Source organism: Streptomyces sp. NPDC002754, assembly GCF_053592315.1.
In genome coordinates this window covers 483,783-498,657 of sequence record NZ_JBSFVM010000002.1, presented here as the reverse complement: position 1 = coordinate 498,657, position 14,875 = coordinate 483,783, and the positions used below count along the sequence as shown (strand labels likewise).

Sequence of the window (14,875 nt, the reverse complement as noted above, 5' to 3'; positions counted from 1 at the left end):
GTTTTCGACACCCCCCACCCCTGCTGAACTACGGAATTAGTGAGGTTGAACCTCGCAGACAACGAATTTCATCGATCTGGGCTTGCGGAACAGCGGAGTCCTCGTGCACAGTGAGGCCGTGGCCAGTCGCAGCGCAGATCCCAAGGGGCCCAGTTCGAGGAACGGCAGCAATCCGCCGCTCGACTCCGTCTCCCTCGCCATCATCGAGCAGCTCCAAGAGGACGGCAGGCGTCCGTACGCCGCCATCGGAAAGGCCGTCGGCCTCTCCGAGGCGGCCGTGCGCCAGCGCGTCCAGAAGCTGCTCGATCAGGGCGTGATGCAGATCGTCGCCGTCACCGACCCGCTCACCGTGGGCTTCCGACGGCAGGCGATGGTCGGCATCAACGTCGAGGGCGATCTGAATCCCGTGGCGGATGCGCTCAGCGACATGCCGGAGTGCGAGTACGTCGTGATGACCGCGGGCTCGTTCGACCTGATGGTGGAGATCGTCTGCGAGGACGACGACCACCTTCTGGAGGTCATCAACCGACGCATCCGGGCCCTCCCCGGCGTGCGCTCCACCGAGAGCTTCGTCTACCTGAAGCTCAAGAAGCAGACCTACATGTGGGGAACCCGATAGCCGTGAGCAAGGACCTCAGCCGAACCGCGTACGACCACCTGTGGATGCACTTCACCCGCATGTCGTCGTACGAGAACGCGCCCGTTCCCACCATCGTGCGTGGCGAGGGCACCTACATCTACGACGACAAGGGCCAGAAGTACCTGGACGGCCTCTCCGGCCTGTTCGTGGTGCAGGCGGGCCACGGTCGCCGCGAGCTCGCCGAGGTCGCCGCCAAGCAGGCGTCCGAGCTGGCGTTCTTCCCGATCTGGTCGTACGCCCACCCCAAGGCCGTGGAGCTGGCCGAGCGGCTGGCCCACTACGCGCCGGGCGACCTCAACAAGGTCTTCTTCACCACCGGTGGCGGCGAGGCCGTCGAGACCGCGTGGAAGCTGGCGAAGCAGTACCACAAGCTCAACGGCAACCACCAGAAGTACAAGGTCATCTCGCGCGCGGTCGCCTACCACGGCACGCCGCAGGGCGCCCTGTCCATCACCGGCCTGCCGGCCCTCAAGGCCCCCTTCGAGCCGCTCGTCCCGGGCGCGCACAAGGTGCCGAACACGAACATCTACCGCGCCCCGATCCACGGCGACGACCCCGAGGCCTTCGGCCGCTGGGCCGCCGACCAGATCGAGCAGGAGATCCTTTTCGAGGGCGCGGAGACGGTCGCGGCCGTCTTCCTCGAGCCGGTGCAGAACGCCGGCGGCTGCTTCCCGCCGCCGCCCGGGTACTTCCAGCGTGTGCGCGAGATCTGCGACAAGTACGACGTGCTGCTCGTCTCCGACGAGGTCATCTGCGCCTTCGGCCGTCTCGGCACGATGTTCGCCTGTGACAAGTTCGGCTACGTCCCGGACATCATCACCTGCGCCAAGGGCATGACGTCCGGCTACTCCCCGATCGGTGCGGCCATCGTCTCCGACCGGATCGCCGAGCCGTTCTACAAGGGCGACAACACGTTCCTGCACGGCTACACGTTCGGTGGCCACCCGGTCTCCGCCGCCGTCGGCCTCGCGAACCTGGACATCTTCGAGCGCGAGGGCCTCAACCAGCACGTCCTCGACAACGAGGCGAACTTCCTCAACACGCTGCAGAAGCTGAACGACCTGCCGATCGTCGGCGACGTCCGCGGCAACGGCTTCTTCTACGGCATCGAGCTCGTGAAGGACAAGGCCACCAAGGAGACCTTCACGGACGAGGAGTCGGAGCGCGTGCTCTACGGCTTCGTCTCCAAGAAGCTCTTCGAGTACGGCCTCTACTGCCGCGCCGACGACCGTGGCGACCCGGTCATCCAGCTCTCCCCGCCGCTCATCTCCGACCAGGCGACCTTCGACGAGATCGAGGGAATCATCCGACAGGTTCTCACGGAGGCCTGGACGAAGATCTGAGCCCAGCCCGAAGCCAGGGCGTCCACGGAACGTCAACTGGCTTGATACGCGGCCCGGTTGCACCCATCCGAGTGAGATGGGGGCGGCCGGGCCGCGTCTTTTCTCCGCCTTCCACGGCGGATACCTACCGTGCCCAGTGACCGATCGGCCGCGTCTTCGTTCCCCCGTACGGGGGAAGGCAACTGATCTGAACCGAGGTGTACGTCATGGTGGCCCCGCCGGACAACGACGTGCTGTGGGCGCGTGCCCTGCACTACGCGCACAGCGGATCGGACAGCGGTTCCCCCGCCCTCACCGGTGTCTCGCTCGGTGTCCGCGAGGGCGAGATCCTCGCCGTCACCGGGCCCCGCGGCAGCGGGAAGACGACGCTGCTGCGCTGCCTGTCCGGTCAGCTCCTGCCGCAGCAGGGCGAGGTGTGGTTCAACAGCACGCCCGTGCACACGATGGGCCCCCTGGTGCGCGAACGGCTGCGCCGCGACCGGTTCGGCTGGATCGACCCCGAGCCCGTCCTCGTACCCGAGCTGAACGTGTGGGAGAACGCCGCCCTCCCCCTGATGCTGCGCGGCACCGCCCGCCGCCCCGCCAAGACCGCCGCCCACGAGTGGCTCGACCGGCTCGACATCGGCCGGCTCGCCCGCAAGCGCCCGCACGCCCTGTCCGTCGCCGAGCGCCAGCGCGTGTCCATCGCGCGCGCCCTCGCGCACGCCCCGCACGTGGTGTTCGCCGACGAGCCGACCGCGACCCTGCACCGCGCCGACAGCGCCCACATCCTGCGCACCCTCACCGCGGCGGCCCGCTCGCACGCCATCACGGTCGTCCTCGCCACGCACGACTCCGCGGTGGGCGCGCTCGCCGACCGCACGGAGTCGCTGCTCGACGGGCGCCGCGTGCACACCGTGCCGCTGCCCGAGAAGGCCACCGAAGGGGAAGGCCGGGCCGCGTGCTCAGTCTCCGTCTAGCCCGCGGCGCGCACCCGCTGGTCCAGCTGCGCAGACTCCTGGTGGCCGCCGCCTCGGCCGGCACCGGCTTTCTGCTCCTGTGCACGCTCGGCCACGCGCTCGGGCACCCGGAGACCGCGGCCAACTCCCTGCTGCGCCTGGCCTGGTGCGTGCTGCCGATCGCCGCGACGGTGTACTTCGCGGTCGCCGTGGCCCGCTCCGACCCCGGTACGCGCCCGCGCGCGGGCCTGTCCGCCGTGGGCCTGGGCCCGGCCCGCCTCACGCTGCTCGCCGCGATCTCCACGGCGATCGCCTGCACGCTCGGCTCGATGCTGGCGCTGCTGTTCTTCCTGCATCTACGGGGCGATCTGACGGGCCTCCCGTTCGACGGCGCGGCCCGCGGGCTGCTCGCCGCCGACCGGCCCCTGCCGCTCGCCGCCACACTCACCCTGCTGACGTGGGTGCCGCTCGCGGCGTCCGCGGCCAGCGCCCTCGCGCTGCGCCCGCGGCCCGCGGGTCCCTCCGACGACAAGACGGAAGCGGCGGAACCGGCCACAGCCCCGACCGGCCTGCCGTGGGGCTTCGCCCTGCTGGCCGCGGGCCTCGCCGTGGAGACGTACGCGGCGAGCGCGCGCGGCGCCGCGGGCTCCCGGCTGCCCGGCGGCCTCACCGGCAGCCCCACGGGCGTGCTCGCCGGGTGGACGCTGACCGCGCTCGGCCTGGCGCTCGCGGGACCCGGGCTCACATATCTGTGCGGGCGCGCGCTGCAGTCCGTACGCCCCTCGGCGGTGCGGCTGCTCGCGGGGCGGGGGCTCCAGGAGGAGGCGCGGCGCGTGGGCCGCCCGCTCGGCGTGGTGTGCGCGGTGGCGTCGGGGGCGTTCGCGGCGGCCACGGTGTACGGGGAGCGCGAGGGGGCGGCGGCCGGTGTCGGACCCCTTGCGACGCTCGGCGCGGTGCTGGTCGTCGGCTGCGCCGTGGCGACGCTGGTGACCGCGTCCTTCGAGGCCCGCCAGGCGCGGCGGCACACGACGGAGGCGCTGCTGCGGATCGGGGCGCCCGCCACGGCGCTGCGCGGGGCGGTGGCGCTCAGGGCCGCCGCGCTGCTCGCCGTGTTCGGGCCGCTGACCTGGCTCGTCGCGGAACTTTCGGCGGCTCCGCTGACAACCCGATGAGTTTTGCCGAGATTGGGCGTCTACCTGTTCGTACGCACCACACCACTTCATTTCGCTTCAGCGAGAAGGCGACGGACACATCATGAGCGAGTACCAGCAGATGATCTTCCCGAACCTGGCCGTGAACGACCTGGCCGCGTCGACCAAGTTCTTCACGGAGCTGGGGTACGAGCGCAACGCGCAGTTCTCGGACGACACCGCCGCCTCCATCGTGATCAGCGAGCACATCGTGATCATGCTGCTCACGAAGGAGAAGTACGCGGCCTTCACCAAGAAGTCGATCGTCGACTCGACGAGCGGCAGCGAGGTCCTCCTCGCGCTGAGCGCCGAGAGCCGCGGAGCCGTCGACGAGCTGGTGGACCGGGCGATCGCCGCGGGCGGCACCGAGACCGGCGAGAAGCAGGACCACGGTTTCATGTACGGGCGGGCCTTCGACGACCTCGACGGGCACACCTTCGAGGTCATGTGGATGGACCCGTCGGTCGTCGAGGGCTGACCTCTCGAGAACCGACCAACGGCCGGGCGCCCGCCCGTGCTTAGCATGGGCGGGTGCCGACTCCAGAGCATTCCTCCGAACCGTCCGTGCCTTCCCCCAAGCTCTCAACTACGTTCGAGCAGGGAGGTACCCCCTTCACCTCCGACCGCGAGATCGAGACGCTCGCGGAGTTCGACGAGGTGGTGGCCGCGCGCGCCACGCTGACCGGGCACCGTGTGCAGGCCGTCGACCTGACCACCCGCACCGAGCAGCTGCGCCGCGCCGAGGTCGAGGGCGCCATATTCCTCGGCTGCCCGATGGACCCGCAGGCGGCGGCCGAGGTCAGGGCACGCGGCGCACTGGTCTTCCCGCCGGTCCCCGGCCTCCCCTTCGACCCGTACCGCGGCCGCCTCTACGCCCCCGCCGAGCTCTTCGACGGCCTCTCCTCCGAGGGCGGCTACGCGGCCACTCCCGATGCCCGCGCGTACGACTGGTTCCAGCGCACCAAGGCCGACGGCGACGTGTTCGCGTCGATGCTGCGCGCCGTGCACGACGACTCGGTGTCCGACGCGCTCGACGAACTCCTCGTCGGGGCCCGGGTGGTGGGCGTCATGGGCGGTCACGCGATGGCGCGCGGCACGGACGCGTACGCGGGCGCGGCCCGGCTCGGTCGGACGCTGGCGCGCGCCGGGCTCACGGTGGCGACGGGCGGCGGTCCCGGCGCGATGGAGGCCGCGAACCTGGGGGCGTACGCCGCGCCCTTCGCCGACCCGATGCTCGACGACGCGCTCCAACTCCTGGCCAAATCCCCCTCCTTCACCCCGTCGATCACCGACTGGGCGGAGGCGGCCTTCGCCGTGCGGGAGCGCTGGCCGGGCGGCGGGCCTTCGGTGGGCATCCCCACCTGGTTCTACGGGCACGAGCCGCCGAACGCGTTCGCCGAGCACATCGCCAAGTACTTCGCCAACGCCACCCGCGAGGACGGCCTGCTGGCCCGCTCCAACGCGGGCGTGATCTTCCTGCCGGGCGCGGCGGGCACGGTCCAGGAGATCTTCGACAACGCGACGCCCAACTACTACGAGTCGCGCGGCGAACCGACCCCGATGGTCCTGGTCGACCGCGCCCACTGGACCGAACGCCTTCCCACCTGGCCACTGCTCCAGGCACTCGCCCGTGAGCGGTCCATGGAGGACCGGATCGCGCTGGTGGACACGGTCGAGGAGGCGGGCGAGGCGATCGAGCGGCTGGGTCAAGCAACGGTCAAGAGTGACGGCTGACGCCCTCGGGCCATTGACGCTGCGTCACGGTCACCGATAAACCAGCGGTGACCGTGGGGGTGTTGAGCTTCGAGGTGCGTTCGCGCCGCGCCACACCCCCCTCTTCCCAGCACATGTGAAGGACAGCCGTGTCCGTAGCCCCCCGCATATCTCAGCGCATCTCCACCAGAGCGGCCCGCTACGCCGGTGTGGCCGCCGCCGCGACGGCCCTGACGCTCGGCGTCGCAGGCTCCGCATCGGCGTGCAACATCAGCGAGTTCACCGCCAAGGCCGGCTGCGACGGCCAGCAGGGTGTCATCTCCGTCACCGACGTGGACGCCTCCGGCACCCCGGCGACCGTCACCGTCTTCCGCACGTCCGGCGGCTCCGAGGAGCAGGTCGGCTCGGAGGTCGTGAAGGGCTCCAAGGAGGGTGCCACGATCACCTTCAAGGAGGACTGGAAGCCGGGCGCGACCTACCGCGTGCACGTGAAGACCGACCGCTTCGACGTCGACGACGACGTCGCCGGCGGCGTCACCGCCCCGGCGAAGGCGTGCGCCACCGAGAAGCCGTCGACGCCTCCGACGTCCGCGGCGCCCAGCACCCCGGCCCCGGCGCCCTCCCAGAGCAGCTCGGCCGCGGCCCCGGCGCCGGCGCCGAGCAACTCGGCCTCCCCGGCGGGCGATTCGAACCTCGCCGAGACCGGATCGAGCAGCAACACGCCGGTGATCGCCGGCATCGCGGCCCTCCTGGTCGTCGCAGGCGGCGGCGTGGTCTTCGCCCTCCGCCGCAAGGGCTCCGCACAACGCTGACCCCCGGTCGGGTGGCCCACCCAGGGCCACCCGACACGGTCGACCGCCCCTACGCCTCGGGGCTCCGCCCCGGACCCCGCTGGCTCTCGTCCAAGAGCGGGGCTTGAAAGATCGGGGCTCCGCCCCGGACCCCGCGCCTCAAACGCCGGCGGGGCTTGAATTGCCTCGCCTTGGGCAACCCGCCCCCCCTGATCGGCTCCCCACCCGACGCGGTCAACCGCCACCGCCTTGGACAATCTGCCGCCTTGGGCGGCAGGGTGGGCAAGGCGGCACCCCGGTGCCGCGCAACGAGAACGGTGGCGCTAAGAAGTCTCCGCTCCCAGCACCACGATCTCCGCCGCGTCGAAGGCGACCCCGACCGCATCCCCCGGCTCCGGCGCGGAGCGCAACGCGCAGGCCGCCTCCAGGCGCGGCGCATCCCCCGGTTGCAGGTGCAGCGCGACGTGCGTACCCCGGAAGGTGCGCCCGGTCACGGCACAGGTCAGCTGGGCCTCGGCGGCAGGCACGAGGCGTACACCCGCGGGCCGCACGAGGAGCCGGCACTCCCCCTGCTCCGACCCCTCCGGCACCGGAACCTTCCCCCACGGCGTATCCGCGACCGCCCCGGTCACCGTCGCCTCCACCACGTTGTCGAACCCGAGGAACCGCGCCACGAACTCGTCCGCCGGCTGCTGCCACACCTCAAGTGGCGTACCGCTCTGGGCGATCCGCCCGTCCCGCATCACCACAACCCGGTCGGCGAGCGCGAAGGCCTCCCCCTGGTCGTGCGTGACGGCGAGCACCGTCGTCCCCAACTCGCCGAATAGTTCCCGCAGTTCGACGACCAGCCGCTCGCGGAGCGTCCGGTCGAGCTGCCCGAGCGGCTCGTCCAGCATCAGCAACCGCGGCCGCGGCGCGAGCGCCCGCGCGAGCGCGACCCGCTGCTGCTCCCCGCCGGACAACGCGCCCACCGCACGCCGCTCGGCGCCGGGCAGCCCGACGAGCCCCAGCAACTCCCGTACACGATCCGCCTGTTCACGCTTGCCCGCACCGTGCATCCGCAGCCCGAAGCCGACATTCTGCCCCACATCGCGCTGCGGGAACAGCTGGTGGTCCTGGAACATCAGGCCGACGCCCCGCTTGTGCGCGGGCACCCCGGCCTGGTCGGCGCCGCCGAGCAACACCCGCCCGCCGTCCAGGGGTTGCAGCCCCGCGACAGCTCTCAGCAGCGTCGACTTGCCGCTGCCGCTGGGCCCGAGCACGCATACGATCTCGTGCTCGGCCACCTCCAGAGCCACGTCGTCCAGCACGGCGCGCCCACCGAACCGTACGGTCGCGTCGTCCAATTCCAGCAGCGACATCAGAACTCCCCGGTCGAGGCCTTGGCGGGCCGAATCCGTTCAAGGGCGAGCAACGAGGCCGCACAGACGACCATCAGCACGGTCGAAAGCGCCATCGCCTGCCCGTAGTTGAGGTCACCCACCCGCCCCAGCAGCCGGGCCACGGCGACCGGCAGCGTCGGATTGTCGGGCCGCGCGATGAACACGGTCGCCCCGAACTCTCCGAGCGACACGGCGAACGCGAACCCGGCCGCGACGAGCAGCGCCCGCCGCACCATCGGCAGGTCGACCTCCCGCCAGGCCCGCAGCGGCGAGGCCCCGAGCACGGCGGCGGCCTCCCGGAGCCGCCCGTCGACGGCCCGCAGCACCGGCAGCATCGTCCGCACCACGAACGGCACCCCGACGAGCGCCTGCGCGAGCGGCACCAGAATCCACGTGGACCGCAGGTCGAGCGGCGGCTCGTCGAGCGTGATCAGGAACCCGAACCCGACGGTCACCGCCGACACCCCCAGCGGCAGCATCAGCAGCGCGTCGAACCCGCGCACGAGCCGACCCGCACGCCGGGTGAGCGCCGCGGCGGCGAGCCCGCCGATCACCACGGCGATGGCCGTGGCGGCGAGCGCGTACTCCAGCGAATTCCAGATCGCGTCGATCGGCGGCACGAGGAAGGTCCCGCCGTCGGCGTCCGTGAGCGCCCGGAAGTACCCGAACCCGTACCCGCCCGGAGCGTCGAGCGAGCGCTCGACGAGCACCCCGAGCGGCAGCACGATCAGCAGGGCGACGCACGCCAGCACCCCGCCCAAGAGCGCCCACTGCCCGGCCCCACGCGGCCTGCGCGCCGTATGCGCGGCATCGACGAGCCGCAACGCGCTCTCCCGCCGCCGCACGGTCCACGCATGAACGCCAAGAATCAGCCCTACGGCGACGAACTGCACGATGCTCAGCACGGCGGCAGTGGACAGATCGAAGATCTGCGCGGTCTGCCGATAAATCTCGACCTCAAGAGTCGAGAACCCCGGCCCGCCCAGAATCTGCACGACACCGAACGACGTGAACGTAAACAGAAACACCATCAACGCCGCAGCCGCGACAGCGGGCCCGAGCGCCGGCAACGTCACCCTCCGCCAAGCCGCGAACCGCGAGGCACCGAGCATCCGCGCGGCCTCCTCCTGCCGCGGATCGAGCTGCGCCCAAAGCCCGCCAACAGTCCGCACCACAACCGCGTAATTGAAGAAGACATGCGCCAGCAGAATCGCCCACACGGTCGTGTCGAGCCGCACGCCCCACACCTCATCGAGCAACCCGCCCTTGCCGACGAGCGCGAGAAACGCCGTCCCCACGACCACGGTCGGCAGCACGAACGGCACGGTGACGACGGCCCGCAGCACCTGCTTGCCCGGGAACTCGAACCGGGCGAAGACATACGCCCCCGGCAGCGCGATCAACAGCGTAAGAAGGGTCGACGCCACCGCCTGCCACACCGTGAACCACAGCACGTGCCGGATGTCGGACTGCCCGAGCACGTCCAGGATCCGCCCGAGCTGCCAGCCACCGTCGACGTGCAGCCCGCGCTCGACGATCGCGACGACCGGGTAGGCGAAGAACAGCCCGAAGAACACGACAGGCAGGGCCATGAGCCCGAGCCGCGCCGCGCTCCCTCTTTGCGGGGCGACTACTTCAGTACGAGCGACGTCCACGACTTCACCCAGTCGTCCCGGTTGTCCGCGATCTTGCGCGGGCTCATGGTCTCCGGATCGTCGATCTGCACCGCGTACTTGGTGTAATCGGCGGGCGCACTCGCGTTCTTGGTCACCGGGTCGACGAACATGTTGAGCGGCATGTCCTCCTGGAACTTCTTCGAGACCAGGAAGTCGAGCAGCGCCTTGCCGCCCTTCTCGTTCTTCGCCCCGTCGAGCAGCCCCGCGAACTCGACCTGCTGGAAACAGGTCCCCTTCGCGACCCCGACCGGCGAGGTCTTCGGCTGCGGATCGGCGAACACGGCCTCGGCGGGCGGCGAGGACGCGTACGACACGACGAGCGGCCGGTCACCGCCGGCCTTCTTCCCGCCGGCGCTTCCGCTGAACTCCTCGTTGTACGCCTGGTCCCAGCCGTCCACGACCTTGAGCCCGTTGGCCTTCAGCTTCTTCCAGTACGGCTGCCAGCCGTCGTCGCCGTACTTCGCGGCGGACCCGAGCAGGAAGCCGAGACCGGGCGACGAAGTGGCCGCGTTCTCCGTGACCAGCAGGTTCTTGTAGGCAGGCTTGGCGAGATCGGCGAAGGACGAGGGCGGCGCCAGATCATGCTTCTTGAAGTACGCCTTGTCGTAATTGACGCAGAGCGACCCGGTATCGACGGGGGTAACGCGCGCCTTCCCCTTGTCGAGCTGATACTCGCTCCTCACCTCATCAAGCCCCTTGGCCTTGTACGAGGAGAAGATTCCATTGTCGAGCGCACGCGAGAGCAGGGTGTTGTCGACGCCGAAGAAGACGTCGCCCTGTGGGTTGTCCTTGGACAGGATCGCCTTGTTGACGGCCTCGCCGGCATCCCCGTCCTTGAGGACCCTGACCTTGTACCCGGAGCGCTTCTCGAAGTCCTTCAGCACACCCTTCGAGACAGCCCACGAATCGTGACTCACGAGGGTCACGGTCTTGGAGTCCCCACCCGCGGCACCGGAGCCACCGCCCGACGACCCGCACGCGGACAACGTGACGAGCCCGAGCCCCACGACCACGGCGACGTACGCCTTCTTGCTCACTTGAATTCCTCCTGGGAGTGACCAGGAGAAGACGCGGCCCTGCCCGGAGCCTTCGACAGTCCATTGGCAAGGACGGCCAGGGCTCCGGGCAGGGCGCAACAGCTTGAGTGGTGTCCGAACTTCCTACCCGGAATGACCCGGGCAAGGTTCAGAGGGTCTGCGGCCGATGCCGCACTCTCAGCGCTGTGGCGCTCCCCTGTCGGAATGCAGATTCAGTTGTCGTACTTACTGATGATGGCCAGGCTACCTCTCGGTGGCCGCCAACTGTCCACAGGCTCCGTCGATCTCCTGGCCACGGGTGTCCCGGACGGTCACGGGGACGCCGTGCGCGGCGATCGCGTTGACGAAGGCCTTCTCGTCCTCGGGGCGCGAGGCGGTCCACTTCGAGCCGGGAGTCGGATTCAGCGGAATCAGGTTCACATGCACGGGCTTCCCCTTGAGCATCCGCCCGAGCCGGTCACCACGCCATGCCTGGTCGTTGATGTCCCGGATGAGTGCGTACTCGATGGACAGCCGACGCCCGGACTTCGCGGAGTACTCGAACCCGGCGTCGAGCACCTCCCGCACGTTCCACCGCGTGTTCACGGGTACGAGGGTGTCGCGCAGCTCGTCGTCAGGAGCGTGCAACGAAATCGCGAGCCGGCACTTCAGCCCCTCATCGGTGAACCGGTTGATGGCGGGCACCAGCCCGACCGTCGACACGGTGATGCCGCGCTGACTGAGCCCGACCCCGTCCGGCTCCGGGTCGGTGAGCGCGCGAATGGCCTGGATGACCCGCTTGTAGTTGGCGAGCGGCTCGCCCATGCCCATGAACACGATGTTGGAGAGCCGGGCCGGGCCGCCGGGAATCTCCCCGTCCCGCAGCGCGCGCATCCCATCAACAATCTGATGCACGATCTCGCCGGTCGACAGATTCCGGTCGAGCCCGGCCTGCCCGGTGGCACAGAACGGACAGTTCATGCCGCAGCCCGCCTGCGACGAGATACACATCGTCACGCGATCCGGGTACCGCATGAGCACGCTCTCCACGAGCGTCCCGTCGAACAGCTTCCACAGCGTCTTGCGCGTGGTGTCCTGGTCGGTCGACAGATGCCGCACGACGGTCATCAGCTCCGGCAGCAACGCCTCCCGCAGCTTCTCGCGCGACCCCGCGGGGATGTCGGTCCACTCCGCGGGATCGTGCGCGTACCGCGCGAAGTAGTGCTGCGAGAGCTGCTTGGCGCGAAACGGCTTCTCACCGATCGCGGCAACGGCTTCCTTCCGCTCAGCAGGCGAAAGATCAGCAAGGTGCCGCGGCGGCTTCTTGGCTCCGCGGGGGGCGACAAACGTGAGTTCTCCGGGCTTAGGCATAGCCCATCCAGTGTCGCAGATCTACGAGGGTGGCCTGCGCGCCCGTGGGATCAGGGGCGATCAGGGGCCCGACGGGGTGCGGATGGCCGCGATGTCGAACTGGAGGCGGACCTTGTCGCTGACCATGTTGCCGCCCTGGGCGAGGCGCGCGTTGTACATCAGGCCCCAGTCGGTGCGGTTGATGGTGGTGGTGCCGTCGAAGCCGACGCGTTCGTCGCCGAAGGCGTCCGTGACGAAGCCGATGTAGGTGAGTTCGAGGACGACGGGGCGGGCGACGTCCTTGATGGTGAGGTCGCCGTGCATCCGGTAGACATCGTCGCCCGCCAGTTCCACCGCGGTGCTCTTGAAGGTCATCCGCGGGTACTGGGAGGCGTTCAGGAAGTCACGGCCCATCACGTGGGCGTCCCGCTGCTCGACACCGGTGTCGACGCTCGACGTGGCGAGGACGAGCTCGGCGGACGAGCGGGACGGGTCGTCGCCGTCGAAGTAGAGGCGGCTCTGGTACTCCGTGAAGGCCCCGCGCACGGTGGTCACCATGGCGTGCCGGACGGAGAACCCGATCCTGCTGTGCGCCGGGTCGACCATCCAACTGCCGGTGAGCGCCGCCATGGACGGGTCGTGGCCGGCCGGGTCGGGCAGTAGCGCGGTGCCGGCGGCCCCCGGAGCAGCGGATCCCTCTGCGCGCCGGGATGAGAAGCTGCGACCGAAAATGTTCATGAGGCATGTTGTTACTTGAGCGTAAAGAACACCCGCAAGCCCCCCTCAACGAACCCGCCCACCTTCGCGAACAGGTCTTCACATCTCTCGCAGGGGCGGATACGAAGAGCCCCCGTCCGGTTACGGACGGGGGCTCTCGCGTGGGCGTTCTTAAGAGGCCTCAGCGTTCGTCAGGGGCTCAGGAACCGACGAACAGCACCAGAAGCAGCCATACGACCGGGGCCGTCGGCAGCAGGGAGTCGAGCCGATCCATGATCCCGCCGTGGCCCGGCAGCAGCGTCCCCATGTCCTTGATCCCGAGGTCCCGCTTGATCATGGACTCGCCGAGGTCACCGAGGGTCGCGCTGGCCGCGACGAGCGCGCCCATGACGAGGCCCTGCCACCACGTGCCGTCGTCCACCAGGAACTGCATGCACAGCACGCCCGCCACCATGGCGAACGAGACGGCGCCCAGCAGCCCCTCGCGGGTCTTGCCGGGGCTGATGCGCGGCGCGAGTTTGTGCTTGCCGAAGCGCCAGCCGACCGCGTACGCGCCGGTGTCGCTGACGACCGTGAGGATCAGGAACGTGAGCACGCGCCACGCCCCGTCGTCCGCGGTGAGCATCATCGCCACGAAGGTCGCGAGGAACGGCACGTAGAAGGCCGCGAAGACCCCCGCCGTGACGTCCTTCAGGTACCCCTCGGGAGGCTCCGTCATCCGCCACACGAGGACCGCGAGAGCGGTCAGCGCCATCGCCACCCAGGCGCCCTCGGCGCCCCGTACGTAGCCGGCCACCACCATGGCCGCGCCGCCGACGGCGAGCGGCACGAGCGGCGCCCTGATGCCCTTGCGCTCCTCGAGCCGCGAGGTCAGCTCCCACAGGCCGACGACGACGGCGACCGCTATCACGCCGACGAACACGGCCTTGACGACGAAGAGCGAAGCGATGACCACCGCACCGAGCCCGACGCCGACACCTATGGCCGATCCGAGGTCCCGGCCCGCGCTCTTCTTCTTGCGCGGTACGGACTGCGAGGACCCCGAAGGCTCCGCGGACGGGGCGGGCTCCGGCAGGACGGGCGCCTCGTCGCGGAACAGGGGACCACTCAGCCGAGCGACCCCCCGGTCGTCCTGGTCGCCGCCCCTTCCGTCACCGGAAGGCGTTCCGTCACCAGAAGGCGTATCAGGCATATCGGGCACGATGGGCATGGGCCGAGTCTCATCGACCGCGTGCCGTTCGTACGCGGGACCCGCCGGAGCGCGCCCGTGGTCGTACGGCGGCCCTTGGTTGTACGACGGCTCTTGGCCGTACGCCGGCACCTGCCCGTACGCGGGCCCCTGACCAGGGGCGGACCCTTGGCCGTCGGTCGGTCCCCACTGTCCGGGCCCGGTCGGCGCACCCCAGGAAGAGTCGTTCACGGATTCCTCGAACCTCGATCTTCCGCGCTCGCTCAGACTTCGAGCAGCTCGGCTTCCTTGTGCTTGAGCAGCTCGTCCACCTGGGCCACGTACTTCGTGGTGGTGTCGTCCAGTTCCTTCTCGCCGCGCCGGCCCTCGTCCTCGCCGACGTCGCCGTCCTTGATCGCCTTGTCGATGACTTCCTTGGCCTTGCGGCGCACCGAGCGGATGGACACCTTGCTGTCCTCCGCCTTGGCCTTGGCGACCTTGATGTAGTCGCGGCGGCGCTCTTCGGTGAGCTCCGGGAAGTTCACCCGGATAATGCTTCCGTCATTGCTCGGGTTGACGCCGAGGTCGGAGTCGCGGATCGCCTGCTCGATGTTGCGCAGCGCGCTCTTGTCGAACGGGGTCACCACGGCCATCCGCGGCTCGGGTACCGAGAACGAGGCCAGCTGGTTGATCGGCGTCAGCGCGCCGTAGTAGTCGGCGACGATCTTGTTGAACATCGCCGGGTGCGCACGTCCTGTGCGGATCGCGGCGAAGTCCTCCTTGGCGACGACGACGGCCTTCTCCATCTTTTCCTCGGCCTCGAGGAGGGTCTCTTCGATCACCACTTGCTCCTGCGTGTCTTGAGTGAGGCCCGGCCGGGCACGGGGGCGCGGTCGGCTGCGTCGCGGTCTTTCCTGCACGGTGTCCGACCGGCAGGACATTGTCCATCCC

Annotated in this window: 14 protein-coding genes; 7 read left to right on the top strand and 7 right to left on the bottom strand. The window is 69.8% G+C overall.

The features are described 5' to 3' along the window. Positions 1-103 precede the first annotated feature (103 nt). From ACWD2L_RS09695 to ACWD2L_RS09665, 7 genes are all read left to right on the top strand, one after another. On the top strand, positions 104-619 hold the full coding sequence (locus ACWD2L_RS09695; RefSeq protein ID WP_351340682.1) for an Lrp/AsnC family transcriptional regulator: 516 nt from the start codon (positions 104-106) through the stop codon (positions 617-619). Continuing rightward, entirely contained in the window at positions 604-1,983 is a 1,380-nt protein-coding gene (locus tag ACWD2L_RS09690) for an aspartate aminotransferase family protein (protein ID WP_351340680.1), read from the top strand. Before ACWD2L_RS09695 ends, ACWD2L_RS09690 begins: the two co-directional genes overlap by 16 nt. 206 nt (positions 1,984-2,189) lie before the next feature. Continuing rightward, the gene (locus ACWD2L_RS09685; RefSeq protein ID WP_351340677.1) at positions 2,190-2,942 is read left to right on the top strand and encodes an ABC transporter ATP-binding protein; all 753 of its coding nucleotides are present in this window, start codon (positions 2,190-2,192) and stop codon (positions 2,940-2,942) included. Next, positions 2,924-4,093 (top strand): hypothetical protein, encoded by a 1,170-nt coding sequence (locus ACWD2L_RS09680; protein WP_351340675.1) that lies wholly within the window; start codon positions 2,924-2,926, stop codon positions 4,091-4,093. Before ACWD2L_RS09685 ends, ACWD2L_RS09680 begins: the two co-directional genes overlap by 19 nt. An 82-nt stretch (positions 4,094-4,175) precedes the next feature. Next, entirely contained in the window at positions 4,176-4,589 is a 414-nt protein-coding gene (locus ACWD2L_RS09675; RefSeq protein WP_351340672.1) for a VOC family protein, read from the top strand. 86 nt (positions 4,590-4,675) lie between these two features. Beyond that, positions 4,676-5,845 (top strand): LOG family protein, encoded by a 1,170-nt coding sequence (locus tag ACWD2L_RS09670; RefSeq protein WP_351340742.1) that lies wholly within the window; start codon positions 4,676-4,678, stop codon positions 5,843-5,845. Between the two features lie 128 nt (positions 5,846-5,973). Further along, the gene (locus ACWD2L_RS09665; protein WP_351340670.1) at positions 5,974-6,636 is read left to right on the top strand and encodes an LAETG motif-containing sortase-dependent surface protein; all 663 of its coding nucleotides are present in this window, start codon (positions 5,974-5,976) and stop codon (positions 6,634-6,636) included. 302 nt (positions 6,637-6,938) lie between these two features. On the opposite strand, the gene ACWD2L_RS09660 is transcribed toward ACWD2L_RS09665, so the two are convergent. From ACWD2L_RS09660 to frr, 7 genes are all read right to left on the bottom strand, one after another. Then, a complete protein-coding gene (locus ACWD2L_RS09660; RefSeq protein ID WP_351336373.1) occupies positions 6,939-7,976 on the bottom strand; it encodes an ABC transporter ATP-binding protein in 1,038 nt (345 codons plus the stop codon). Continuing rightward, complete coding sequence (locus tag ACWD2L_RS09655) at positions 7,976-9,652, bottom strand: ABC transporter permease (RefSeq protein WP_451188142.1); 1,677 nt, start codon at positions 9,650-9,652, stop codon at positions 7,976-7,978. Before ACWD2L_RS09655 ends, ACWD2L_RS09660 begins: the two co-directional genes overlap by 1 nt. Further along, positions 9,628-10,710 carry a thiamine ABC transporter substrate-binding protein gene (locus ACWD2L_RS09650; RefSeq protein WP_351336368.1) on the bottom strand — a complete coding sequence of 361 codons (1,083 nt, stop codon included), beginning with the start codon at positions 10,708-10,710 and terminating at the stop codon, positions 9,628-9,630. Before ACWD2L_RS09650 ends, ACWD2L_RS09655 begins: the two co-directional genes overlap by 25 nt. 243 nt (positions 10,711-10,953) lie before the next feature. Next, positions 10,954-12,060: a 23S rRNA (adenine(2503)-C(2))-methyltransferase RlmN gene (gene rlmN, locus ACWD2L_RS09645; protein ID WP_351336365.1), complete on the bottom strand. Its 1,107-nt coding sequence runs from the start codon at positions 12,058-12,060 to the stop codon at positions 10,954-10,956. 60 nt (positions 12,061-12,120) lie between these two features. Further along, a complete protein-coding gene (locus ACWD2L_RS09640; protein WP_351336363.1) occupies positions 12,121-12,777 on the bottom strand; it encodes a YceI family protein in 657 nt (218 codons plus the stop codon). A 178-nt stretch (positions 12,778-12,955) separates the two neighbouring features. Next, positions 12,956-14,176: a phosphatidate cytidylyltransferase gene (locus ACWD2L_RS09635; RefSeq protein WP_351336361.1), complete on the bottom strand. Its 1,221-nt coding sequence runs from the start codon at positions 14,174-14,176 to the stop codon at positions 12,956-12,958. 32 nt (positions 14,177-14,208) lie between these two features. Next, entirely contained in the window at positions 14,209-14,766 is a 558-nt protein-coding gene (frr, locus tag ACWD2L_RS09630; RefSeq protein WP_351336359.1) for a ribosome recycling factor, read from the bottom strand. Positions 14,767-14,875 lie beyond the last annotated feature (109 nt).

What these genes read in the sequence shown, in the direction of transcription:
- ACWD2L_RS09660 (WP_351336373.1), bottom strand. Translation starts at nt 7,976, where the DNA reads ATGTCGCTGCTGGAATTGGACGACGCGACCGTACGGTTCGGTGGGCGC.
- ACWD2L_RS09685 (WP_351340677.1), top strand. Translation starts at nt 2,190, where the DNA reads ATGGTGGCCCCGCCGGACAACGACGTGCTGTGGGCGCGTGCCCTGCAC.
- rlmN (WP_351336365.1), bottom strand. Translation starts at nt 12,060, where the DNA reads ATGCCTAAGCCCGGAGAACTCACGTTTGTCGCCCCCCGCGGAGCCAAG.
- ACWD2L_RS09640 (WP_351336363.1), bottom strand. Translation starts at nt 12,777, where the DNA reads ATGAACATTTTCGGTCGCAGCTTCTCATCCCGGCGCGCAGAGGGATCC.
- ACWD2L_RS09675 (WP_351340672.1), top strand. Translation starts at nt 4,176, where the DNA reads ATGAGCGAGTACCAGCAGATGATCTTCCCGAACCTGGCCGTGAACGAC.